This is a genomic window from Advenella kashmirensis WT001 (assembly GCF_000219915.2).
Classification (GTDB): domain Bacteria; phylum Pseudomonadota; class Gammaproteobacteria; order Burkholderiales; family Burkholderiaceae_B; genus Advenella; species Advenella kashmirensis.
In genome coordinates, this window is the sequence record NC_017964.1 from 1,340,262 (window position 1) to 1,362,315 (window position 22,054).

Sequence of the window (22,054 nt, forward strand, 5' to 3'; positions counted from 1 at the left end):
ACCAATTTTTACAGGATTGATTATGGACGTTGACGACTACGAACACCTTTCAGGCCGTGTGGTGCTGGTCACGGGTGGCGGTCGCGGACTTGGCGCTGCGATCTGCGAGACACTGGCCCGCGAGGGCGCCCAGGTGGCTGTCGCGGATATCAATAAGGCAGCGGCGCAAAAGGTGGCGGATGAGATTATTTTCTGCGGGCACACGGCGCAGGCCTACGCCATGGATGTGAATGATGAGCGGGCAATCAGCAAGGTGCTCGATAGTATCGTGAATCGGTTCGGACATCTGGATGCCATCGTTAACAATGCCGGCATCGATGTCACGGTAGGGATCAGACAAATGGAGACGGCAGATTGGCACCGGGTTATCGCTACCAATCTGACCGGTCCGTTCCTGGTTGCCAAACACGGACTGAGTCATTTGTGTGCTGGCGGGCATGTCATCAATATCGCGTCTACGGCAGCCCGCCGCGCATGGCCGAATGCCAGTGCGTACCATGCCAGCAAATGGGGCCTGTTGGGGCTGACCCATGCACTGCATGCAGAGCTGCGGGAGGAGGGCATCAAAGTATCCGCAGTCATTGCCGGGGGCATGCGTACGCCGTTCCTGCTGGAGCGCTTTCCCGATCTTGATGTGCAATTGCTGCAGGATCCGAAAAACGTTGCGAGAGCAATCAAATTTGTGCTGACGCAACCGCCCGAAACGGTGATTCCTGAAATCATGGTGCTGCCGATGAAGGAGACATCATGGCCCTGAGACCTGCAATTTTCCTGGATAAGGACGGCACGGTGCTGCAGGATGTCCCTTATAACGTGGACCCTGCCAATATGATATTTGCGCCGGGCGCGGCTGCAGGTTTGGCGCGGCTGGCCCTATTAGGTGTGCCGCTATACGTGATTACCAACCAGCCCGGCATTGCCCTGGGTAGGTTCTGCCTGGATGACCTGGCCGATATGCAGCAGCACTTGTCCCAGATGTTCACACAGGTGGGCGCCACGCTCGACGGATTATATTTTTGTCCGCATCATCCAGAGGGTACCGTGCCCCAGTACGCCTGCGAATGCGAATGTCGCAAGCCGGCGCCCGGCTTGCTGCTGCACGCGGCGAAACAACATGGCATTGATCTGGCACGCTCCTGGTTGATCGGCGATATTCTTAACGACATCGAAGCGGGTAACCGTGCTGGATGCCAGACCATCCTGATCGACAACGGCAACGAAACCGAATGGGATCTGGACCAGGGCCGTACGCCTGACTATCGCGTCGCGGATCTGGAAGAGGCAAGCCGGTTTGTGCTCGGGCAGCGCGTTCATCTGACGGAGTTATATTCATGACCGAGAGACAGCACTGGAAACATGCACGGAAAATACTGTGCATCCGACTGGACAATATGGGCGATGTGCTCATGACGACCCCGGCGATGCGAGCGCTGAAAACTGCCGTTCCCGGTCGCAGCATCACGCTGCTGGCATCGCCGGCCGGTGTGGCGCTGGCGCCTCATATGCCTTTTGTCGATAGCACCATCACGTATAACGCGCCGTGGCTCAAGAACGCTGATAATTGTCCCATGGCGGACGAGCAAACGCTGCAGGCGTTGCGTGCCGGGCATTTCGATGCTGCCGTTATTTTTACCGTGTACAGCCAAAGTCCTTTGCCTGCAGCGCTGCTATGCCGGTTGGCAGGCATACCGATGACACTGGCGTATTGTCGTGAAAACCCTATTGGTTACTGTCAGACTGGGTGCCTGAGACCGAGCCCGAGTTGGTTACGCGGCATGAAGTGCAACGCCAACTGGATTTGGTTGCGCAGGTGCAGGCTGTTTCTCCCGATCCCCGCTTAGTGTTCGTGACACGCAGCGCTGACCGTGTCAGCTTGCGGGCAAAGCTTATGCTGCGCAACATTGACCCGGATGGTGACTGGATTGTGGCGCATTGCGGAGCGACTGCCGCTTCGCGGCGTTATCCGCCAGAGCATTACGTAGAGGCGTTACGGCAACTGGGCAATCGGGCCGGCCAGGTGATTCTGACCGGCAATGAGGCCGAGCAGGCCATGACACAGCAGATCGCCCAACAATGTGCGGATCGTGTGCCTTGTTTTGATCTGGCCGGTACCTTGACGCTGGGCGAGTTCGCCTGTCTGCTGGAAGACGCCTCTTTGCTGCTGTCCAATAATACCGGGCCCGTGCATATTGCTGCAGCGGTGGGAACCCCGGTAGTGGATCTGTATGCCCTGACCAATCCGCAACATACGCCCTGGATGGTGCCCCATCGGGTTCTGTTTCATGATGTCCCATGCAAGTACTGCTATCGCAGTGTGTGTCCGCAAGCGCATCACAATTGTCTGCGCCTGGTCGCGCCCGAGACGGTATGCGAGGCAGTCACCGGTTTGCTGGCTGACACCAGACCGCGTCCGCAAATGCGGGCTGTCGTCTGAGCGTTGAATAAGGAGATCGAATGTTAACCCTAGGCATTAATGCGACATTTCACGATTGTTCTGCTTCAATTGTGCGCGACGGCAAAGTGCTGGCGGCGGTTGAAGAAGAACGTTTTACGAGAATCAAGCACAGCAAGCGCCCGGTTCCGTTTTCAACATGGCAATTGCCTTACAACGCGATTAATTATTGCCTGGCGACCGCTGGCTGCGAACTGGCTGCTGTTGACCATATCGTTTACGGATTCGATCCTTCACTGATTGCGCAGGAGATTGCACCAGAAGGCCGCATCACGTTGCCGCTTGAGCCCTCCGGGCAGTGGGACGGCCCCGGCTCGCCCTGGGACGGCCTGTTTCTTTCCTACATCCTGAATGCGCCGCGACAACTGATCGATGGCGTGCCGCTGCATCTGCAGGGGCGTTTCGCTTCGGATACCCTGAAACATGTGCTGGAGCGATGGCAATTCATGGAACATCACTTGTGCCATGAGGCCAGCGCCTTTATGTCTTCGCCCTTTGACGAGACTGCCGTGCTCACCATGGATGGCCGCGGCGAACGCACCACTACCAGCTATGGCCATTACGTACAGGTCGCTATAGCCGGCTCAAGCAAATCAATTTGCCGCATTCGCTGGGCCTGCTTTACGAAGAGGTCACGCGGTACCTGGGTTTTTTGCACTCGAGCGACGAATACAAAGTGATGGCGCTTGCATCTTATGGAAAGCCAACTTATGTAGACGAGTTTCGTGAGATTCTCCAATACGACGGACAGGGCGGCTATCGATTGCAGCCATATCAGCTGGATAGAAAATTCGGCCCCGCCAGGGTGCGTGGCGACGAGTTTTTATCCCGGCACATGGATATTGCCCACTCGCTGCAGAAAGTGCTGGAAGAAACCGTCTTGCAGATGACCCAATGGCTTCATCAACAGACCGGCGCCAGTAACCTGTGCATGGCAGGAGGGGTTGCCCTCAATTGTGTGCTGAACGCGCATTTGGCTGCGCATGGCCCTTTTGACAATGTCTGGGTCCAGCCGGCCGCGGGTGACGCCGGTATCTCACTGGGTGCCGCGCTTCTGGCGGATATGCAGGCGTCTGAGAGCAGGAGTAAGCGCTGGGTCATGGACCATGCTTATTTGGGTCCCGAATACGACGATCAGGAAATCGGCCAGTTTCTGAGCCGATCGGGTGTAAAACACCGGAAATTGCGGAATGTGGCCAGAACAGCAGCAGAATGGCTGGCCGACGAGAAGGTGATCGCGTGGTTCCAAGGCCCGATGGAGTTTGGCCCCAGGCGCTTGGTGCCCGATCTATCCTGGCCTCGCCGCGCCACAGCACAATGCAGGCACGGTTGAACGAGCTCAAGGATCGCGAGGATTTTCGACCGGTGGCGCCGGTGGTGCTTGCCGAAAGGGCTCACGAATGGTTTGACAGCCGCGGCAAAGCGCGCATCGAAGCGCCATTCATGTTGTTTGTATTCGATGTGCTGCCAGACAAGGCGCAGTTGATCCCCGCGGTGCGCCATACCGATGGCACGGCACGGGTGCAGACAGTGAGCGCTGCGCAAAACCGCTTGCTGCATGAGTTATTGACAGAATTTGAGGGACACACCGGCGTGCCGGTGCTGGTCAATACTTCGTTCAATACACGCGGCGAACCGGTAGTGTGCAGTCCGCGCGATGCACTTGAATCGTTCTGGACTTCGCCGCTGGATGCCTTGTTTATTGGCAGTTATTTGGTAGAGAAGACATCATGAGTACAGTCAGGCCACCACAGATCAGTGTTGTCGTGCCCACGTATTGCAGACCGGACCTGTTGTCCCGTTGCCTGCACGCCCTGGTGCGCCAGACCCTGTTTCCCGCCGATTACGAAATCATTGTTTGTGATGACGGTCCGACGGTGCAGGCTGCCCGGGTTGTCGACGCGATCAGGGCCGCGATGCCGGACGGACCCATGATCCACTATCTGGAGGTGATCGATACCCAGGGACCAGCCGCGGCGCGTAATCACGGCTGGCGTTGGTCACGGGCGGCGGCCATTGCGTTTACCGACGATGACACTGTACCCGATCCGGGCTGGCTTGCCGCCGGCCTGCAAGCGCTCAACGCAGCGCCGACGCGGTAAGCGGGCGGCTGATCATGCCGTTGCCCAGCAATCCGTCGGACCTGGAACGCGATGCTGCAGGGCTGGCCAATGCGGAATTTGTCACGGCAAACTGCTTTATACGCCGCGCGGCCCTGTTGCGCGTGGGCGGGTTTGACGAGCGCTTTGAGATGGCGTGGCGCGAGGACTCCGATCTGCATTTCAATTTAATCGAAGCGGGGTATTCGATCGTTAAGACGCCCACCGCTGTGGTGGTGCATCCCCTAAGGCACATGGCCTTTGCAGCGGGTATCGGCATGCAGAGAAAAATGGTTTATGACGTCCTGCTATATCGCAAACATCCGGTGCTTTACCGGGAGCGGATTCGCACCGGCCCGCCCTGGTTTTACCTTGTCGTATCCTTTTTGCTGGCCCTGACCGTCTTGAGTGCGCTGGCCGGCAATCACGACCTCGCATTGGTTTCGCTGATTCTCTGGTCGTTATTGACCTTGCGGTTTTTTCTGAAAAGGATGACCCATAGCGCAATGACAGCGCGCAACGCGCTTGAGCTAATGCTTACTTCAATTGTCATACCGCCATTGGCCATATTCTGGCGTGTTGTCGGTATTGCTCGTTACGGAGCGGGGTTTCCATGAGTACAGGGGCCATCAACTGGGGCACACCGATGGAGAAGGTAGCGGTCTTCCGGGCCCTCAATTTGGGCGATATGTTATGCGCAATCCCGGCAATACGGGGATTGCGCCGGCGCCTGCCTGGGGCACACATAAGCCTGATCGGGTTGCCAGCCGCACTGCCGGTAATGCAGCGGTTTCCCGGTTTTTTCGATGAGTTCATTGCCTTTCCGGGAGATCCCGCATTCCCTGAACAACCAGTGCGCGAGTCAGATTTGCCCGGCTTTTATGCCGCCATGCGGCGCCGTCGCTTTGATCTGGTGCTGCAAATGCATGGTAGTGGCAGGCGCGCCAACACACTGGTGCGCACACTGGGCCCCTGCAGTGGGGCGGGTTTGTTCCTGAACCGCGGCAGGCTGAACCAGGCCGACTGATGCCGTGGCCGGATCACCTGCATGAAGTGCATCGATATCTGGCCCTGCTCCGGTATATCGGAGTGGAGGTCGGTGACGATAGGCTTGAGTTTCCGATCAGCGCTGTTGACCGGCATGAGGCAGATTCACTTGCCGCGCGCCGGGGTCTGCAGCCGGAAAAGACCGTGTTTATTCATCCCGGTGCACGCCTGGCGTCGCGTCGCTGGCCGATTGAGCGGTTTGCCAGGGTAGCCAGGAGGCTGGCCGAGGATGGCTGGCAGATTGCCGTTACGGGCAGCCAGGGTGAGGCCGATATGGCGCATACGCTGCGTGCGCGTTCCGGGCATGCGCTGCATGACCTATGCGGAGCCACGACGCTGGGCGCGTTGGCCAGCCTTTTGCAACGCGGGAAATTATTGATTTGCAACGACACGGGGGTGTCGCATCTGGCTGCAAGCGTACGCCTGCCCAGCGTGGTCATCGCCTCGGGCAGCGATGTGGCCCGCTGGGCGCCGCTGGATGCCGCTCGTCATACTGTATTGCATAAGCCCATGGCTTGCCGGCCCTGCGCATACAATGCATGTCCTATCGGGCACCCCTGTGCCTTGGGTGTTGGCGTTGAGCGGGTGCTGAACGAAGCGCGACGGCATCTGCAGGGGGACGCAAGGCAATGAGAAGACTGCGGATTCTGACCTGGCACGTTCATGGCAACTATCTGTATTCGTTAAGTCATTTACCTCATGACTTCGTTATTCCTGTGCTGGCAGACAACCGTCCAGGCTATTGTGAACTGGGGACCAAACTGCCATGGGGTGATAATATCCGCATGGTTCCGGCAGGCAGATCTGTCGCGAACCATTCGATATCGTCATATACCAATCCAGGCAAGCATACGAAACAGATAGCCGGCAATTGTTGACGCCGGCCCAGCAGCGTCTTCCGTCTGTCTATATAGAGCACAATCCGCCAGAGCCGCATCCTACGGATACCCGACATTTCTTTGGCCATGATCAAGGTGTGCTGGTACATGTCACCCGATATAACGCGCTGATGTGGGATGCCGGCACCATGCCGGTAACCGTTATTGAGCATGGGGTGCCGGAAATGGCGAATGTTCTCTATAGCGGCGAGCTGGAACGGGGGATTGTGGTCATTAATAACCTGGCCAGCCGCGGACGCCGTCTCGGCGCGGATATCTATGCCTGGGCCCGGGCATCCATGCCGCTGGACCTGATCGGCATGGGCTCGGAAAACATCAAGGGCGGCTGTGGCGAAGTTGACAACATGCAGGTGCCTGAATATATCTGTCGGTACCGATTCTTTTTTACGCCGATCCGCTATGCCAGCCTCGGGCTCTCTCTGGTGGAGGCCATGATGGCGGGTATGCCGGTAGTGGGCATTGCGGCAACCGAGCTGCCCTATGTTATTCAGAATGGCATCAATGGTTATGTGGATCATCGACCTTCAGCGCTGCTTGATGTATGCAACAAGTTGCTGAAAGATCCAGAACTGGCGCGGCAATGGGGGCAGGCCGCAAGGCGAACTGCGCAGGAACGCTTCGGTATAGACCGTTACGTGGACGACTGGCAGCGGCTGCTTTATGAACTGGTGGGAGGCCAATCATGTCTGAAATAAATGCTGAAGATCAGGTTGTCCTGGTCGCGGGCGGGGCGGGTTTTCTGGGTACCATTTGTGCCGAAAATTGCTGACACAGGGTCATCAGGTCATTTGCGTGGATAATTTTCTGACCGGTTCAGCCACCAATCTGGCGTCGCTGCAGGATCATCCGGATTTTACCGTCATACAGCATGACATTATCGACCCTTTGCCACCCAGCCTGAGGCCGACGCAAATCTATAACCTTGCCTGCGCTGCCTCGCCGCGTCGCTATCAGGCCGACCCCATCCACACGCTGCGCACCTGCGTTCAGGGCGTCTTTAATTTGCTGGAACTGGCTGCTGCTCACGATGCGCGGATATTGCAGGCCTCGACCAGCGAAGTTTACGGTGATCCCGAAGTACATCCGCAGCATGAACGCTATCACGGCAATGTGAATCCGGTCGGTATTCGTTCCTGTTACGACGAAGGCAAGCGTTGCGCTGAAACGTTGATGTCCGATTTTTCGCGAATGCGTGGCGTCACCGGCAAGATCGCGCGGATCTTCAATACTTATGGTCCTGGGATGGCGCCGGATGACGGCCGCGTTGTCTCTACTTTCATTTGTCAGGCACTGCAGAACCAGGCACTCACCGTCTATGGCGATGGCAGTCAGACCCGTTCGCTATGCTATGTCGACGACATGATAGAGGGGCTGATGCTGCTGATGAACAGCGTTGACACGTTCCGCGGTCCCGTCAACCTGGGCAATACGCATGAGGTTTCCATTATGCAGATCGCGCAGCATGTAAGCAGGCTTGCCCGGCAGCAGGTAAAGGTCGAATTTAAGCCATTGCCGGCAGATGATCCGACTGTGCGTTGTCCCGACATCACGCTGGCTCACCATCACCTTGGCTGGGCGCCCAGTGTGAGTATTGACGAAGGCCTGGCGCGAACCTTCGCACATTTTGAGCACACCCTGAAGGGTACAGGCACCTGGCCGTTACCCGATGTTGTTCGATATCCGAGAACACGCTTGACGAACTAGAGGTACGATTATGAATGTGGTTATTATTGGTTCTGGTTATGTGGGTCTGGTCACGGGATGTTGTCTTGCCGAAGTCGGTAATATTGTGACTTGCGTAGACCATGATACAAAGAAGGTGGCTGCACTTGCCGCCGGCCGCCTGCCTTTTTATGAGCCGCAATTGGGGCAGATACTGGGCGCGCAATTGGCAAAGGGACTGTTGAAATTTGAAACCTCCATGGCAAGTGCTGTGGCAAATGCAGACGTCGTATTCCTGGCAGTGGGCACGCCGTCCAACGCTGACGGCAGCGCCGATTTGAGCAATCTGCTGGCGTGCGCCAGGGCGCTGGGAGACGCTATTCCCTCCCATTGCGTGATCGTCGTCAAATCCACAGCGCCCGTGGGCACAGGTGATCGAATCGAGGAAATACTGAACGCGTCAGTCCGGCAAGCGGACGCCAACGATGGTATCAGGGTCGCCTGCAATCCGGAGTTTCTCGCCGAAGGCAGAGCCGTACACGATTTTCGATGTCCGGACCGGATCGTCATTGGCGCCAATGACGCGTACTCGTCTGCTGTACTGGAGCAGCTATATACGCCATTTGACACCGACGGGCAACGTACCATGCTGATGGACAGACGCAGCGCAGAATTTGCCAAGTATGCATGCAACTGCATGCTGGCAGCAAGGATATCCATGATTAATGAATTATCCAGCCTGGCCGGTACGCTTGGTGCCGATATCGCTTCTACCTGCAGGGTACTGCGGGCGGATCCGCGTATCGGTGCCAGCTATTTGCAGCCTGGCGTTGGATACGGAGGCTCCTGCCTGCCGAAAGACCTGAGCGCGCTCATCGATCTGGCACAGCGAGCCGGAGAACCTGCTCATATGCTGCGCAGCATAGAACGGGTCAATGTAGGTCAGCGCCAGCGTCTCCTAAAAGCGATCTGCGACTATTTCGGGGGCGGACTGCGGGGGCGGCGTCTGGCCATATGGGGCCTGTCGTTCAAGCCGGACACCGACGACGTACGCGCATCGCCCAGCGTTGCGCTGATTCGCGATCTGGTGCAGGAAGGCGCAAACGTCAACGCCTATGATCCGGTCGCCAGGCCGGCCGCACAAGCCGCACTGGGCAACGTATCAGTCGGCTTCGGGCAATCGGCCATGGCCGTGTGCGAGCAGGCGGATGCGCTGATCGTCATGACTGAGTGGGATGAATTCAAATCACCCGATCTGGATCGGCTTGCTACGACGATGCGGGGACATATGGTTTTTGATGCACGCAGCATTTACAAGACAAAGGTGCTGCAGCAACACGGTCTACACCATTACCGGCTGGATCAGATCATGTCGGTGTCGGGCGAGCCAGTAGTGAATCGGCCCAGGATGTCTGCCGATAGGGGGTATCGCGGTATGCTCCCGCAAGCGGAGAGTCCGGCGGTATAAGCAGCAACTCCGGCTGTATAAACGGCGCGCCGCAAACTTATGGCTTGTCATGTTGCCATACCTGCCTGAGTAGTTGACAGGTTTCCTTACTCAGGACGCGCCGCTTCGGCACTATTTTGAGGACGCCCGATAGTGCATCGGCCAGGGCGTGGCGACGTAAACGGCGATCCGGTAGTTGTTGCAGCAAAAAGCGGGTACGCTGCCATGCCAGAGACCAGGGTAACCTTAACCAGCATGTCCAGATGGCGTTGCGCGCCGTAAGCCGCTGGCGCTGGTGTGTATGGCGCAGACGGGATGGCCAGTGATGCACCACCAATGCTGGTGCATAGGCGATATGTCCGCCTGCATCCAGAATATCCATGGCCAGCAGCGTTTCTTCGCCACCAATGAAAAATTCTTCCCAGTAGCCGCCGGCTTTTCTGAATGCTTCTGTACGCATGACGATGGCGCGGCCATAAAGCCGGCCAACAAGGGGCCGATGTCGTCATGGTACGCCAGCGGACTGCTCGCCATGGCTGCACAGGTGGGGTCCGGCATTTGCTGGGGGCCAACGACAATACGGGCATTTAATACCGAGAGCCGGGCATGTCGGTCAAGCAGCTCAACGGCGGTATCCAGTGCGCCGGGCGCCCACCAGGTGTCGTCATCGCAAAAGGCGACATAGGGTGTTTGGACAAAATCAACACCCAGGTTGCGGCCAGCCGCGCCAAGATTGCGTTCTGTACAGATCAGTTTCACCGTCGGAAATGCCGCCTGAACGCGCTCGGCAGTATTGTCAATACTGCAATTGTCCACAACGATGATTGGCGGCTTTTCGGGCAGGTCAAGCAGATGCCCGAGCGTGCGACAAAGTTCTCCAACCCGGCTGTGCGTAAGCAACACAATGCTTATTTTGTCGTTTACTGCGTTGTCGTTTACTGCGCAGGCGAGGGCTGTCATGCTAACTCCAGACTGCAATGCAAGCGCCAGAATTTTTCATTCAGATGCATAACGGGTGCAGCGCCCCGATGACCCAGGCCGCGAAATTGACTCTGGTAGGCGTGCACCGCACGCGTTTTGTAGTCGCCGGCCAGTTCCGTGCCAAACGGTTCTATCGGAACGCCACGCTCTATCAGCTGTGCAAGACGTTCGGCAACCCGTCCTGCCTGGTTGCGATAGGGAATGTCTTCATATACCAACCAATTGATAGCGGGAAAACGACTGCAGATGGTCACGAAGGTATCGGATATGTGGATGTGATCTTTGTGAAACAATCCCAGGGGGAAGATAACCGAGGACGGTTTGATTTGTTCAATATTCAAGGCTATCGTGTCCGCAAGCAGTTCTGAATCCAGGCGACTGTCGTCGATATACTGGCTGTCCAGAAAACCAAGATCGATGCCGCTCGCATCCAGGACTGACAGGGCCGCTTCGTTTTCAAGGCTTCTTGTCTGCATCGCCTGTCGCGCATTGGAGAACCCGCAGCGGCGGTCCCAGTCTGTGGAGACGGCCCCGTTTTCCGGTACGCCGGTGCACACGGTCAGGACCGTGCTGGTGGACAACATAGACAGCAATTCGCCACAGCTGAATATGGCATCGTCATAATGTGGGGAGACGACCACGACCGGCGCTTGCTGTGCCGCCTGAAAAAAATCCTTATCAAAAGTAAATGAACGATACGAAAGCATAGCGTTAATTCCTTAGAGTGAAAAGGCAAGTTATGGCCATGTCGATTGACTGGCGGCGAAGGCCTGGTTGCATGCTGTGGCCGGCGGTGGATCAATAACAATTGTGACTGCCGATACATGTGTTTGCAAAAAAAATTCTGCAACGTCCGATTTCGTGAAATCATGGTCCGGACCTGCCGCATGTTTGATGCGTGACAACGCATCCCTGTAAATTTGATCTTCCCGACTGTTGCGACCGATGGCAAAGGTTTGCAATCGACGCGAGGGCACAGACATGGAGATGTCAAATATATGAGCCGTCCCTTGAAATTGATCGGATGCGTCCTGGTGCTGCTTTTGATCCTGTCTTTCTTTGTGTTCACAGACATAGATTTATCCAGTAAGACCAGTCTGCTTATTGCGGTCGGAACCTTTACCGCTGCCATCGTTTCCCTGTATATCGCCAACAGTAACTGGAAGCGGGAAAGCAACCGGGAAAAGCAGACTGAAGAAAAAAAACGAATACTGTTTCTGAGCTTATGTGAAGTCACCATGGACCACTATACAGAGGCGGTGTGCAGCTTCAATAACGTAAAAAAATACAATGCAAGGCTTCAGTCTTCTTTTGACGATCCCGACAAAGGCGACGCCGACGATCAGGCGCGACTTTGCAAGTTAATTTGCCGCGAAATTGAGTTCAATAAAATCAAATTCGATTACGTCAACTTTGACTTGATCATCAAGAATCTTGATTCCCTGCTTTACCTGCGCAAAGAGGCGACGCCCATCCTGGTCAATCTGATTACCTTTGTCGAGATTATCTATCAGCAGATAGATCTGATCCTGAACTCGTCCAAAAATAGCGAAACGCAAGAACTGTGCAAACAGTGCAACTATCTCATGCAGGTGCTGTCAGAAGTCGAGCGTGAAATCAAAAAATTCCAGACGCTGAACAAGTAACCGGCAACTGAAGCGTCAGGACCAATTCGCATGGGCGTGCTGTTCTTTCGGGAACGCGTCCATCGCGCAAAATACGAAGGTATCCGGGTCGGATCGCGCCGTCAGGGTTGCAGCCTGGCTTTGCTGGCGGTCGGATTGAGCGCTTGGCTCGACGTCTTCAGATGCGCCTGCAGCGAAGGCAATGTTCTTTCGGCAAATGCTTGATGTCCTTGTCTTGACTCATGACGGCGGTATCCTGGAATAGCGCAATGGTGCTTTCATGTGCCGCAACGCCCAGCCGGTCTACATAGTTCTCATCAAATTTGTCCTCCAGTAAACTGAGCGCCTTGAGTTCGCCTTTTTGCAGCAAGGAAGGCTCAGTGGGTAACTCCACGTCTTTGGTTACCGCCAGCGCTTTGAGCTCATCATTAACCTTGGTATGTTCAGTGATCATCTGGGCGGCAAAATGCTTGACTTCGCTGGTTGCCGCTTTGTGCTGGGCAAGCATGGCGCCTTCGATTTCGGCCATGCCGGCTTGGGCTGCGTCGTTAAGAAACGACTTATCGCTTGCCGCTAGCGCAGTTGTCGCCGGCGGATTGTTTGTCGGCGGGTTCGTATTGGCAGCAGGCTGCGCGCTAGCTGCATTGGGAACGGTTAATAACGCTGATAACAATATGATTGTTTTGCAGGATAAATGAAACATATAGCCTCCAGCATCGGGTCAGCGCCCGGACGATTCCGAGCGCCATCTGTTGTTCGTTCATGAGCGTTTGCATTCATGCATTTGAACGCCTGGCTCATAGATCTACCTGCGTTGCACGCTGCTGCCTTCGTGTTTTGACTGTCGTCCGGCAGTGCAGGCGTGTATGCCGATTACTTCGGATACTCGCAGCCGGTGATCAGGATCATGGCCGATATGGGTCGGCTTCGCAGCGACCTTATCACCGGTCGCGTTGACTCTGCATCCGCAGGCAGCCTAGCAGACATGACAGGATTCATACTAGCAACCAAATAAAGGGAAAAACACTGGATGTTACATATGCTTAACAAGACTATGCGCCTGAAATAAAACAAGGCCCGTCACGTTAGCTCCGAATTTGCAGCGACTAAAGACCAGTACCACGCAATTAGGGGGGCATTTGACGAGCTTGGTAAGCGTGTTGTATTGCGCCCTTACGTGTCTTTACAAACTAGGACGCGGGATGTTTGCGTCAGGCTGATGGCAGGGCAGATAATGAAAATGTCTTTTGGCGCGAAGCACAAAAGATCAGGCTCGTATCAATCGGTCTGATACGCAGGCGAGCGTTAAAAATTATGGACTGATGCTGCGTGTATACGGTACATCTTCATGCGTATGCAGGTGCGAAAGAAGCCTGAATGTATTTTGATATAGGACTCTCAACCTCAAGGAAGAAATATGACACAGACCATGCCAGCACAGGAACAGCACGTGCAGCCCGGCCGCGAATCAAAAATGCATCCGGCCCCCGTTTATGACGATCCGCATTACAAGTCAGCCGGTAAGCTGCAGGATAAAGTCGCGCTTATTACCGGAGGCGATAGCGGAATAGGGCGTGCGACAACGATCGCCTTTGCCAAGGAAGGTGCCCGGATCGCTATCGTTTATCTTGAAGAAGATCATGACGCCAGGGAAACGCAGCAGTGCGCGCAAGCGTATGGCTCGGAAGTGCTGTTGATCAAGGGTGATATCGGTGACGTGGCATTTGCAAAAAAATGCGTTAACGACACATTTGAACATTTTGGGAAATTGGATATTCTGGTCAATAATGCGGGTGAGCAGCATACAGCCGCCGAACCGGAAGACATCAGTCATGAGCAGCTGCTGCGTACCTTTCAGACCAATTTTTTCAGTATTGTGACTATCACGCTGGAGGCGCTCAAGGTCATGCGCGAAGGCGCATCCATTATCAACACGTCTTCCATTACCGCCTTCAAGGGCAATCCGGATCTGATTGACTATTCGGCAACCAAAGGCGCGATTACGTCTTTTACACGCTCACTTTCGACAAAAATCGTTGACCGGCAGATCCGTGTGAATTCTGTCGCGCCCGGGCCCATCTGGACGCCGCTCATTCCGGCTTCATTCTCGGCCGACAAGGTAGCCAAGTTTGGCAAGGACACCCCTATGGGTCGCCCGGGGCAGCCGTTTGAGCTGGCGCCGGCCTACGTCTATTTGGCCAGCCCGGACTCTTCTTATGTGACGGGTCAGACGATTCATGTCAATGGCGGTACGGTGCTGAATGGATAAATGGAATCGCAGATGACTTTTGCAGTGGCCTTGAGCCGGTGCGAGCGTGTTATTACATCTGTCATGGGGACAAGGGCCGCCCCACGCACGAGCATGCTAGCCAGGCAGGAAAACGTGGCGGGCAGACGCGCGTAGCAAGGCGCCGAAAGCCTGCGCGCATTACAATAGTTTGCGCACAAAGGCGACAATGGCATCGGTGGTTTCCTGCGGCTTGTCGCGATGCGGGGAGTGGCGGCAATCGTCGATCACATACAGCTTAACGTCGGCGGCCAGCTCGGCAATATGCTCGATCTGGGCCAGTGATCCATATTCATCTTCTCGTCCCTGGATCGCCAGAATGGGGCACCGGATGAGTGCGACCTCGTCTTCAATATTCCATTCCCGGAATTCCGGTAAGAGCCAGACATTGTTCCATCCCCAGAAGGCTGAATCCACATCGTCATGATAGCGTTGCAGTTTTTCGGGAAGATCGCTGTTCAGATAGGTTTGGCGGGCCAGTTCGATATTTCTTATGGTGGCCTCTTCGACAAACAGATGCGGGGCCAGCACCGCAGTAGCACGAATGCGGTCGGGAAAAGCGGCCGCGTACAGCAAAGCGATCGAAGCGCCGTCGCTATGGCCGATCAGAACAGGCGGGTCTGCGCGCGTATCTATCCCCAGTGCGCTGAAAAATGCGGGTAGAAACTGCTGTGCCTGGATGTGCATGAAGTCTGCTGACCATTGCTCCTGGGCCGGACGCGGCGTAGATTTGCCGTAGCCATGGCGCGAAAAGACCAGGCCGCGGCAATCGAGCAGCCGGCACAGGTTTGCGGGCCAGTCTTTCCACATGGCAACTGAACCCAGGCCCTCATGCAAGAAGACCAGCAGCGGCCGCTCAAGCCTGTCAGGCTGAATCAACTGATATTCAATGGATATGGTTTTTTCGTCATATGAAACGTTCGTCAGTTGTGTGTCAGCCATTTTCAGAATAAGTGTGAGTTTACGGTTGCAGGTACGAAGTTTAAGTAAAATAGCCGGTTGCGGGCAGTGGTCTGGTCGTGCACCAGTTAGTCGCACCAACGTCAGTTTATCAAGTCAGACGCTGCATTTATAGAGGGGCATACAGCTTTCGCTGCTTTTGTGCCGTTCACAATAAGGTTAGTTAAATGAAATTCGCGGAATTCCAGCCGGGTATGGTCTTTGAACAGGGGCCCCGGCATTTGACCGAAGAAGAAATCATTCGCTTCGCCGAAGCCTATGACCCACAGTGGTTTCACGTTAATCCGGAGCGGGCCAAGGCCGGTCCCTGGAAAGGCCTGATCGCTAGCGGCTGGCACACCTGTGGGATCGCCATGAAAATGGCCGTAGAGGCTGCGCTGGAAGGCTCCGAGTCGTTTGCCTCGCCTGGCCTGGACAGCGTAAAGTGGCTCAAGCCTGTGCGACCCGGCGATGATCTGTTCTGGAAAGGCGTGGTCAAGGCAAAAAGGGTATCCAATACCCGCGAAGGGCTTGGTATTCTGCTCTGGAGCTGGGAAGTGACCAATCAGAAAAATGAAACCGTGCTGGAACTGGATGCCACCAGTCTTTTTGATATTTCCGAGAGTATGGAAAAAGACCAAGAATAAGCTTTCAACAAATCAATGGCAGACACAAATAGGTTTGCCGTTACACATTCCGTTTTTTTAGCTATTTACCGGAAAAGCGCCTCTGTTCGGAGGCGCTTTTCCAGTTTGAATTGAACCTTGCCGGGTTTGCACTTTTGCCGGATTGTCGTTGCCTGGAACAAGAGCGTATTGGCCAGATCTACAGGGCTTGTTTATGTTCCTGTCGGAAAGCCCATCAACGTTGACTGGTGGGGGGACCCATGCTAGAGTATTTTGCAGGTAATCGGGCACTACGCAAGTAATATCCGGTGCATATCAAACGGCTTTGGTTTTGATTTTTTATTTCATGTGAAATGCATATAAAGAAGGGCTATCTATCATGTTTTTAAGTATGTATGAACAGGAACGGTTGATGGTATACACCGCCGGCAAGCTGGCGCTTGAGCGCAAGCAGCGCGGCCTGAAGCTGAATTTACCCGAGGCTACAGCCTATATCACGGCCTTTTTGCTTGAAGGCGCCCGTGACGGGGAAACGGTTGCAGATCTGATGGAAGCCGGACGCCATGTGCTCACGCGTGACGATGTTATGGAAGGCGTTCCCGAAATGCTGGGCCAGGTTCAGGTGGAAGCGACATTTCCAGATGGAACGAAGCTGGTGACCGTTACAGGGCCGATCTCATGAAAGACAAACCCAATCCCTTTGAAAACCCGGATCCCGTTCCAGCGGATGCGGGGGAACCGGTGCATGCCTCAGATGACCCTGGGCGCGAGTATCCCGACGCTGAACCGGCGGGCGAGGGGCTACCCATTCTTCGGGTGTCAGCAGTCCCAGTTCGCCCCGTCGGGCGGGTACCGGAGAGCGACAGCGCCCCGACGGGAATCTGAAGATGAATTTGATGAATCTGTCCCGCTGGTGCCCGGAGAAATCCTGTATTGCACGCAGGACGTGGAAATTAATGTAGGGATGCCGGTCATAACGCTCAAGGTAGTCAATGGTGCCGATCGTCCAATTCAGGTTGGTTCGCATTTTCATTTCGCTGAAGTTAACGCGGCCCTGGAGTTTGACCGCGCCAGTGCCTGGGGCAAACGGCTGAACGTACTTTCAGGTGGTTCGGTGCGTTTTGAACCTGGTGCCGTGGTTGAGGTGGAATTGATAGATATACAAGGTAGGCGCGTTGTGCGTGGTTTACGAGGTTTGTGCGGAGGCAGTCTGGATGGCAAAGATTTCTCGATCTGAATATGTGGCTTCATATGGTCCGACCACGGGTGATCGCATCCGGCTGGCCGATACCAATCTGTTGATCGAAGTCGAAAAAGACCTGTGTGCAGGCGGTAACGAAGCGGTTTTCGGCGGCGGCAAATCGGTGCGCGAGTCGATGGGGCAATCGTGTGCCACACGGGCCGAAGGTACCCCCGATCTGGTGATTACCGGTGCGATTATTCTCGATCACTGGGGCATCATCAAAGCTGATGTGGGGGTGCGAGACGGCCGTATCGTGGCCTTGGGCAAAGCCGGCAACCCTGACACAATGGACGGTGTACATCCTGATCTGGTGATCGGACCGTCTACCGAAATCATGTCGGGCAATGGGCTCATTATGACGGCGGGTGCAGTTGACACCCACGTTCACTTTGTTGGCCCGCAGATGCTGCAAATCGCATTGGCCTCTGGCACTACGACAGTGACAGGGGGCGGTTCGGGGCCGACAGAAGGTTCCAAGGCAACCCTGGCTACGCCAGGGGCGTGGTGGATGGAGCGCATGCTCGAAGGGTTTGAGCCTTGGCCCGTGAATGTACTCTTTCTGGGGCGCGGTAATACGGTATCTCACGAATCCTTGTGGGAGCAATTGCGTGCGGGTGTGGGCGGCTTCAAAGTCCATGAAGACTGGGGCGCCACGCCGGCGGTAATCGATGCAGCGCTTCAGGTCGCAGATGCCTCCGGTGTACAGGTTGCGATTCACTCCGATACCCTTAACGAGGCCGGCTTTGTCGAAGATATGCTCAAAGCCGTTGCCGGCCGCTCGTTCCATTCGTTCCACACCGAAGGTGCCGGCGGCGGGCATGCGCCCGATATTATCCGCATTGCCGGGGAACCCAATGTGTTGCCTGCCTCGACCAACCCGACCCGTCCTTTTACCCGCAATACGGTGGACGAGCATCTGGATATGGTCATGGTGGCGCACCATTTGAATCCGCGGGTCCCTAACGATCTTGCCTTTGCGGAAAGCCGTGTACGGGCGGGCACCATTGCCGCCGAAGATGTGCTGCACGATATTGGCGCGCTTTCGATCATGTCTTCTGATGCGCAGGCCATGGGCCGTATCGGTGAGGTCGTCATCCGTACCTGGCAGACGGCACACCGAATGAAGCAGCTTCGGGGCTCGTTGCCAGGCGATACGCTGGCAGACAATCACCGGGCGCGCCGGTATGTGGCCAAATATACCATTTGCCCTGCCATCGCCCACGGACTGGAAAAGCACGTCGGATCTATCGAAGTCGGAAAAATGGCCGATCTGGTGCTTTGGCAGCCTGCGCTTTTCGGTATACGTCCTACGATTGTATTCAAGGGCGGCATGGCCGCGACCGCAGCGCTTGGCGATCCCAATGCATCCATTCCCACGCCGCAACCGGTGCTTGAGCGCATCGGCTTTAATGTGTATTCGCCGGCAGCCGCCGCTACCAGCGTGGCCTTTGTGTCGCAGGTGGCGATTGATGACGGGCTTGCTGGCCGCTTAAATATCAAGCGCCCTCTGGTCGCTATCGAAAACTGCCGGGCTCGCACGAAGGCCGATCTGCCTGAAAACTCGGCATTGCCGCATATAGAGGTGGATCCCGATAGCTACGCCGTCAAGGTCGACGGTGAACTGATCGATCACGAGCCCGCAGATGAGGTTCCCATGGCTCAACGATATTTTCTATTCTGAAGCGAGGTACGGAATGGCGCATAGTGCCGCGCTGTTATTGCTGGCAGACGGACGTCTCCCTGCTGGCGGATATGCCCATTCCGGTGGCCTTGAGCCAACGGTGCATATCCATGGACTGACGGACGTAGCCGGTCTGGAGGGTTTTCTTGAAGGGCGCGCTGCGACTGCCGGTCTGGTGGCTGCATCATTCGCCGCCGCCGCATGCCGGGCTGCCCAGATGGGGCAGCATGCATTGCTTTGCGAACTGGACAGGCAACTGGATGTTCGCACGCCGTCCAAAGCGACACGCGCTGTTTCCAGGGCGCTGGGGCGTCAGCTATTGCGTGCCGTTACCAGTATTCGATCCGTCGACGTGCCTGCACAATCGCGACGCGATATGCATCAGCCCGTCGTATACGGTATGGCGGCCGCGGCATTCGGGCTGGCGCCCAAGGAAGCGGCGCTGATTGTCCTGCATGAATCGGTGGCAGGACCGGCGGCAGCTGCCGTCAAGGTGCTCAGTGTCGATCCGTTCGCCGTGCAGGCGGCGCTGGCGCGTCTGACAGATTTGCTTGATACGCTGGCGCAGCAGGCGGCCGAGCACGCAGACACGCCGCCCGACGATTTGCCGGCCCTGGGCACGCCTTTGCTCGATCTGGCTGCTGAACACCATAGAAATTGGGGGGTACGTCTCTTTGCCTCTTGATCATCCAATCCATCAGCCTGGTGTCATGAGGGCCCGGGCAACGCTTGCCACCCGTCAAGACCATGATCATTCCGGCCGTCCTGTCAGCAGAGTGCATACGCTGCGGTCTCAGGCGCCGCTGATATTGCGTCCTACGCAGTCCAAAGAGCCGGAACCGCAGGTGTTGCGTGCGGGTTCCGTGGCGCGGGTGTCGCTCGTCTCGGGCGCGGCAGGCCCCCTGGGCGGCGATGATTTCGAACTGAATGTTCGCGTGGGAGCAGGTAGTACTTTATTGCTCAATGAGATTTCATCGATGCTGTTACTGCCTGGCGCACGCGGCGGGCGGTCCAGCATGAGGATCAATATCGCCGTTGAAGACGACGCCACGTTTGTCTGGATGGGCGAGCCGATTATTGCTGCACGTGGATGCCACCATGTGCACACAATCAATATTGAACTGGCCGCCAGCGCGCGCCTGTTCATGCGCGACGAACTGCAGTTCGGGCGACACAAGGAGCAACCTGGCAATCTTCTTCAGAACGTGCGCGTTAAACGGGATGGCGAGCCATTGTTCTGCCAGCAACAGCAAATCGGGCCGGCCGCGGTGGGGTGGCGCAGTTGCGCGGTCCTCGGCCAGCACAAGTGTATGGGCACCGTGCTTGTTGTGGACCCGCAATGGTGTGCAATCCAGCCCCAAACCCATTTATTTGCAGCCGATGCTGCGTTATTGCCCCTAGAGGGCCCCGCCGTCATGATCAGTGCGCTGGCGGCGGAAACCTGGACTTTGCGCAAACACCTGGAACACGGTATCAATCTGCTGGGAGGGCGGTGGTCCGTTGCGGCCACTGAGCCCGCCCGAGATGATCGGGAGGCCGGTGGCGACCGGCATAAGCCCGACCAGATTATTCCATCTTCTGAAACTATTGAACAAGGAAACAATTATGAATACACAAACTGAAAATACGCGTACGCGTGCATTGCGACTGGGCGTTGCAGGACCGGTGGGCACCGGCAAAAGTTCGGTTGTTGCCACGCTGTGCCGAAGCCTGCGTCATGAGTTCCAGATCGGCGTAATCACAAACGACATATACACGGATGAGGATGCCCGCTTCCTGAGAGCCGAAGGCGTGCTGCCGGTCGAGCGCATTCGGGCGGTAGAAACCGGTGCATGCCCGCATACCGCCATCCGCGACGACGTTACGATGAATTTGCTTGCCGTCGAAGATCTGGAGAAAGATTTTGCACCGCTGGATATTGTGCTTATCGAAAGTGGTGGCGATAACCTGACCGCCACTTTTTCACCATCGCTGGTGGATGCGCAGATTTTCGTGATCGATGTAGCCGGTGGCGGCGACGTGGCGCGCAAGGGCGGGCCGGGAATCGGCCGTGCGGATCTGCTTATCGTCAATAAGGTAGACCTTGGAGAGCATGTAGATGTGGACGTCGAGCAAATGCTCAAGGACGCCCGGGCGGCACGAGCGGGTGCACCTGTCCTTGCTCACTCCAAAAAATATCCCGACACTGAAAAGGCACTTTGCGACTGGGTTCGGCATTTGCATGAGGCGCACGTCAGCGGCACGCATGTACCCACAGACCCGGGTCCGATGGCGCCCCATTTTCATGCAACAGAAGACGGCGGCTATACCCATCGACATGGAGATGAAGCGCATCCGCATGTGCATCGTTAAACAGGTTGCAAGGGAAGTTATTTGATGCCACTTGATTGGCCGCGCCAGCATGCTGGAAAGCGATAGGAATTATTACTAGTCTAGGAGTTTTATATGCGTACTTTGTTGAAACCCATGAACGTTGCGATCACGATCGGCACGCTGCTGGGCCTGACTGCCACTGCCGTTTTTGCGCATCCCGGTCACATTGACCAGGCGCAACACAGCATGTTTGCAGCCGGTCTCCTGCACCCACTGACGGGTCTGGATCATTTGCTTGCGATGCTGGCTGTCGGTCTCTGGAGCGCCCTGACTCACCAGAGCTTGCGTCGCGCCATGCTCGCCCCGGTGGTGTTTCTGATCATGCTGTTTGCAGGAGCAATGTTAGGCATCATGGGCGTACAGCTACCGCTGGTTGAACCCATGATCATGGCGTCGCTATTGATACTGGGACTACTGGTGGCAACCAGAAAGTCCATCAATGAAATGGTGGGATTTGTGATTGTCGGCGCATTTGCCTGTTTCACGGGCTGGCGCACGGTATGGAAATGCCCGCGAGCAATGCTGCCATACCGTTTGTCGCCGGTTTTATGCTGGCAACATTTGGATTGCATTTGGCAGGGCTCTTGGGAGGAATGCAACTCAAACATCATAGCGCATGGTTCTCACGCGTGTTAGGTGCTGCCATTTCTGCTTATGGTGTTTTCCTGCTGGCCGGAGCATAAGTAGTCAGGT

24 protein-coding genes and 2 pseudogenes are annotated in these 22,054 nt (G+C 56.0%); 22 read left to right on the forward strand and 4 right to left on the reverse strand.

Going from position 1 to position 22,054, the window contains the following annotated elements; genetic code table 11:
- The first annotated feature begins 22 nt into the window (after window positions 1-22).
- The 12 genes and pseudogenes from TKWG_RS06325 (at window position 23) to TKWG_RS06365 (ending at window position 9,627) form a co-directional block, all read left to right on the forward strand.
- Complete coding sequence (locus tag TKWG_RS06325; protein WP_014750054.1) at window positions 23-757, forward strand: SDR family oxidoreductase; 735 nt, start codon at window positions 23-25, stop codon at window positions 755-757.
- Window positions 748-1,335: a D-glycero-alpha-D-manno-heptose-1,7-bisphosphate 7-phosphatase gene (locus TKWG_RS06330; protein ID WP_014750055.1), complete on the forward strand. Its 588-nt coding sequence runs from the start codon at window positions 748-750 to the stop codon at window positions 1,333-1,335. The genes TKWG_RS06325 and TKWG_RS06330 overlap by 10 nt, the downstream gene beginning before the upstream one ends.
- Window positions 1,332-1,841 carry a glycosyltransferase family 9 protein gene (locus tag TKWG_RS24650; RefSeq protein WP_014750056.1) on the forward strand — a complete coding sequence of 170 codons (510 nt, stop codon included), beginning with the start codon at window positions 1,332-1,334 and terminating at the stop codon, window positions 1,839-1,841. The genes TKWG_RS06330 and TKWG_RS24650 overlap by 4 nt, the downstream gene beginning before the upstream one ends.
- On the forward strand, window positions 1,811-2,434 hold the full coding sequence (locus TKWG_RS24655) for a glycosyltransferase family 9 protein (RefSeq protein ID WP_238534390.1): 624 nt from the start codon (window positions 1,811-1,813) through the stop codon (window positions 2,432-2,434). The genes TKWG_RS24650 and TKWG_RS24655 overlap by 31 nt, the downstream gene beginning before the upstream one ends.
- 20 nt (window positions 2,435-2,454) lie before the next feature.
- Window positions 2,455-4,186: pseudogene (locus tag TKWG_RS06340) on the forward strand (carbamoyltransferase family protein).
- Window positions 4,183-4,554: a glycosyltransferase family 2 protein gene (locus TKWG_RS26935; RefSeq protein WP_014750059.1), complete on the forward strand. Its 372-nt coding sequence runs from the start codon at window positions 4,183-4,185 to the stop codon at window positions 4,552-4,554. The pseudogene TKWG_RS06340 and the gene TKWG_RS26935 overlap by 4 nt, the downstream one beginning before the upstream one ends.
- Window positions 4,555-4,568: 14 nt before the next feature.
- Window positions 4,569-5,168, forward strand: a complete 600-nt coding sequence (locus TKWG_RS26940) for a glycosyltransferase family 2 protein (protein WP_014750060.1) — start codon at window positions 4,569-4,571, stop codon at window positions 5,166-5,168.
- Window positions 5,165-5,578 (forward strand): glycosyltransferase family 9 protein, encoded by a 414-nt coding sequence (locus tag TKWG_RS22950; RefSeq protein WP_085946355.1) that lies wholly within the window; start codon window positions 5,165-5,167, stop codon window positions 5,576-5,578. The genes TKWG_RS26940 and TKWG_RS22950 overlap by 4 nt, the downstream gene beginning before the upstream one ends.
- Window positions 5,578-6,231 (forward strand): glycosyltransferase family 9 protein, encoded by a 654-nt coding sequence (locus TKWG_RS22955; protein WP_085946356.1) that lies wholly within the window; start codon window positions 5,578-5,580, stop codon window positions 6,229-6,231. The genes TKWG_RS22950 and TKWG_RS22955 overlap by 1 nt, the downstream gene beginning before the upstream one ends.
- A 241-nt stretch (window positions 6,232-6,472) precedes the next feature.
- Entirely contained in the window at window positions 6,473-7,192 is a 720-nt protein-coding gene (locus TKWG_RS06355) for a glycosyltransferase family 4 protein (RefSeq protein WP_322786604.1), read from the forward strand.
- A 67-nt stretch (window positions 7,193-7,259) separates the two neighbouring features.
- Entirely contained in the window at window positions 7,260-8,201 is a 942-nt protein-coding gene (locus TKWG_RS06360; protein WP_014750061.1) for a GDP-mannose 4,6-dehydratase, read from the forward strand.
- Window positions 8,202-8,211: 10 nt separating this feature from the next.
- Window positions 8,212-9,627 (forward strand): UDP-glucose dehydrogenase family protein, encoded by a 1,416-nt coding sequence (locus TKWG_RS06365; protein WP_014750062.1) that lies wholly within the window; start codon window positions 8,212-8,214, stop codon window positions 9,625-9,627.
- Window positions 9,628-9,852: 225 nt separating this feature from the next.
- On the opposite strand, the gene TKWG_RS06370 is transcribed toward TKWG_RS06365, so the two are convergent.
- Both TKWG_RS06370 and TKWG_RS06375 read right to left on the reverse strand, forming a co-directional pair.
- A complete protein-coding gene (locus tag TKWG_RS06370) occupies window positions 9,853-10,566 on the reverse strand; it encodes a glycosyltransferase family 2 protein (protein WP_014750063.1) in 714 nt (237 codons plus the stop codon).
- Complete coding sequence (locus tag TKWG_RS06375; RefSeq protein WP_014750064.1) at window positions 10,563-11,294, reverse strand: PIG-L deacetylase family protein; 732 nt, start codon at window positions 11,292-11,294, stop codon at window positions 10,563-10,565. Before TKWG_RS06375 ends, TKWG_RS06370 begins: the two co-directional genes overlap by 4 nt.
- 291 nt (window positions 11,295-11,585) lie before the next feature.
- On the opposite strand from TKWG_RS06375, the gene TKWG_RS06385 reads away from it, so the two are divergent.
- On the forward strand, window positions 11,586-12,233 hold the full coding sequence (locus TKWG_RS06385) for a hypothetical protein (protein ID WP_014750066.1): 648 nt from the start codon (window positions 11,586-11,588) through the stop codon (window positions 12,231-12,233).
- 157 nt (window positions 12,234-12,390) lie between these two features.
- On the opposite strand, the gene TKWG_RS06390 is transcribed toward TKWG_RS06385, so the two are convergent.
- Window positions 12,391-12,915, reverse strand: coding sequence for a DUF4142 domain-containing protein (locus tag TKWG_RS06390; RefSeq protein ID WP_014750067.1), 525 nt, complete (start codon window positions 12,913-12,915; stop codon window positions 12,391-12,393).
- Window positions 12,916-13,629: 714 nt separating this feature from the next.
- Here TKWG_RS06390 and TKWG_RS06395 point away from each other — a divergent pair.
- On the forward strand, window positions 13,630-14,481 hold the full coding sequence (locus tag TKWG_RS06395) for an SDR family oxidoreductase (RefSeq protein ID WP_014750068.1): 852 nt from the start codon (window positions 13,630-13,632) through the stop codon (window positions 14,479-14,481).
- A gap of 159 nt (window positions 14,482-14,640) precedes the next feature.
- On the opposite strand, the gene TKWG_RS06400 is transcribed toward TKWG_RS06395, so the two are convergent.
- Window positions 14,641-15,441 carry an alpha/beta fold hydrolase gene (locus TKWG_RS06400; RefSeq protein ID WP_014750069.1) on the reverse strand — a complete coding sequence of 267 codons (801 nt, stop codon included), beginning with the start codon at window positions 15,439-15,441 and terminating at the stop codon, window positions 14,641-14,643.
- 185 nt (window positions 15,442-15,626) lie between these two features.
- On the opposite strand from TKWG_RS06400, the gene TKWG_RS06405 reads away from it, so the two are divergent.
- From TKWG_RS06405 to TKWG_RS06440, 8 genes and pseudogenes are all read left to right on the forward strand, one after another.
- Window positions 15,627-16,085 carry a MaoC family dehydratase gene (locus tag TKWG_RS06405; RefSeq protein ID WP_014750070.1) on the forward strand — a complete coding sequence of 153 codons (459 nt, stop codon included), beginning with the start codon at window positions 15,627-15,629 and terminating at the stop codon, window positions 16,083-16,085.
- A gap of 358 nt (window positions 16,086-16,443) precedes the next feature.
- A complete protein-coding gene (ureA, locus tag TKWG_RS06410; protein ID WP_014750071.1) occupies window positions 16,444-16,746 on the forward strand; it encodes an urease subunit gamma in 303 nt (100 codons plus the stop codon).
- A 63-nt stretch (window positions 16,747-16,809) separates the two neighbouring features.
- Entirely contained in the window at window positions 16,810-17,301 is a 492-nt protein-coding gene (locus TKWG_RS06415; protein ID WP_322786605.1) for an urease subunit beta, read from the forward strand.
- The gene (locus tag TKWG_RS06420; RefSeq protein ID WP_014750073.1) at window positions 17,279-18,988 is read left to right on the forward strand and encodes an urease subunit alpha; all 1,710 of its coding nucleotides are present in this window, start codon (window positions 17,279-17,281) and stop codon (window positions 18,986-18,988) included. The genes TKWG_RS06415 and TKWG_RS06420 overlap by 23 nt, the downstream gene beginning before the upstream one ends.
- A 13-nt stretch (window positions 18,989-19,001) precedes the next feature.
- Window positions 19,002-19,673, forward strand: a complete 672-nt coding sequence (locus tag TKWG_RS06425; protein ID WP_014750074.1) for an urease accessory protein UreF — start codon at window positions 19,002-19,004, stop codon at window positions 19,671-19,673.
- 124 nt (window positions 19,674-19,797) lie between these two features.
- Window positions 19,798-20,610 (forward strand): urease accessory protein UreD, encoded by an 813-nt coding sequence (locus TKWG_RS06430; RefSeq protein ID WP_171815132.1) that lies wholly within the window; start codon window positions 19,798-19,800, stop codon window positions 20,608-20,610.
- Entirely contained in the window at window positions 20,594-21,340 is a 747-nt protein-coding gene (gene ureG, locus TKWG_RS06435; protein WP_014750076.1) for an urease accessory protein UreG, read from the forward strand. The genes TKWG_RS06430 and ureG overlap by 17 nt, the downstream gene beginning before the upstream one ends.
- 114 nt (window positions 21,341-21,454) lie before the next feature.
- Window positions 21,455-22,044, forward strand: a pseudogene (locus TKWG_RS06440) (HupE/UreJ family protein).
- The last annotated feature ends 10 nt before the right edge of the window (window positions 22,045-22,054 follow it).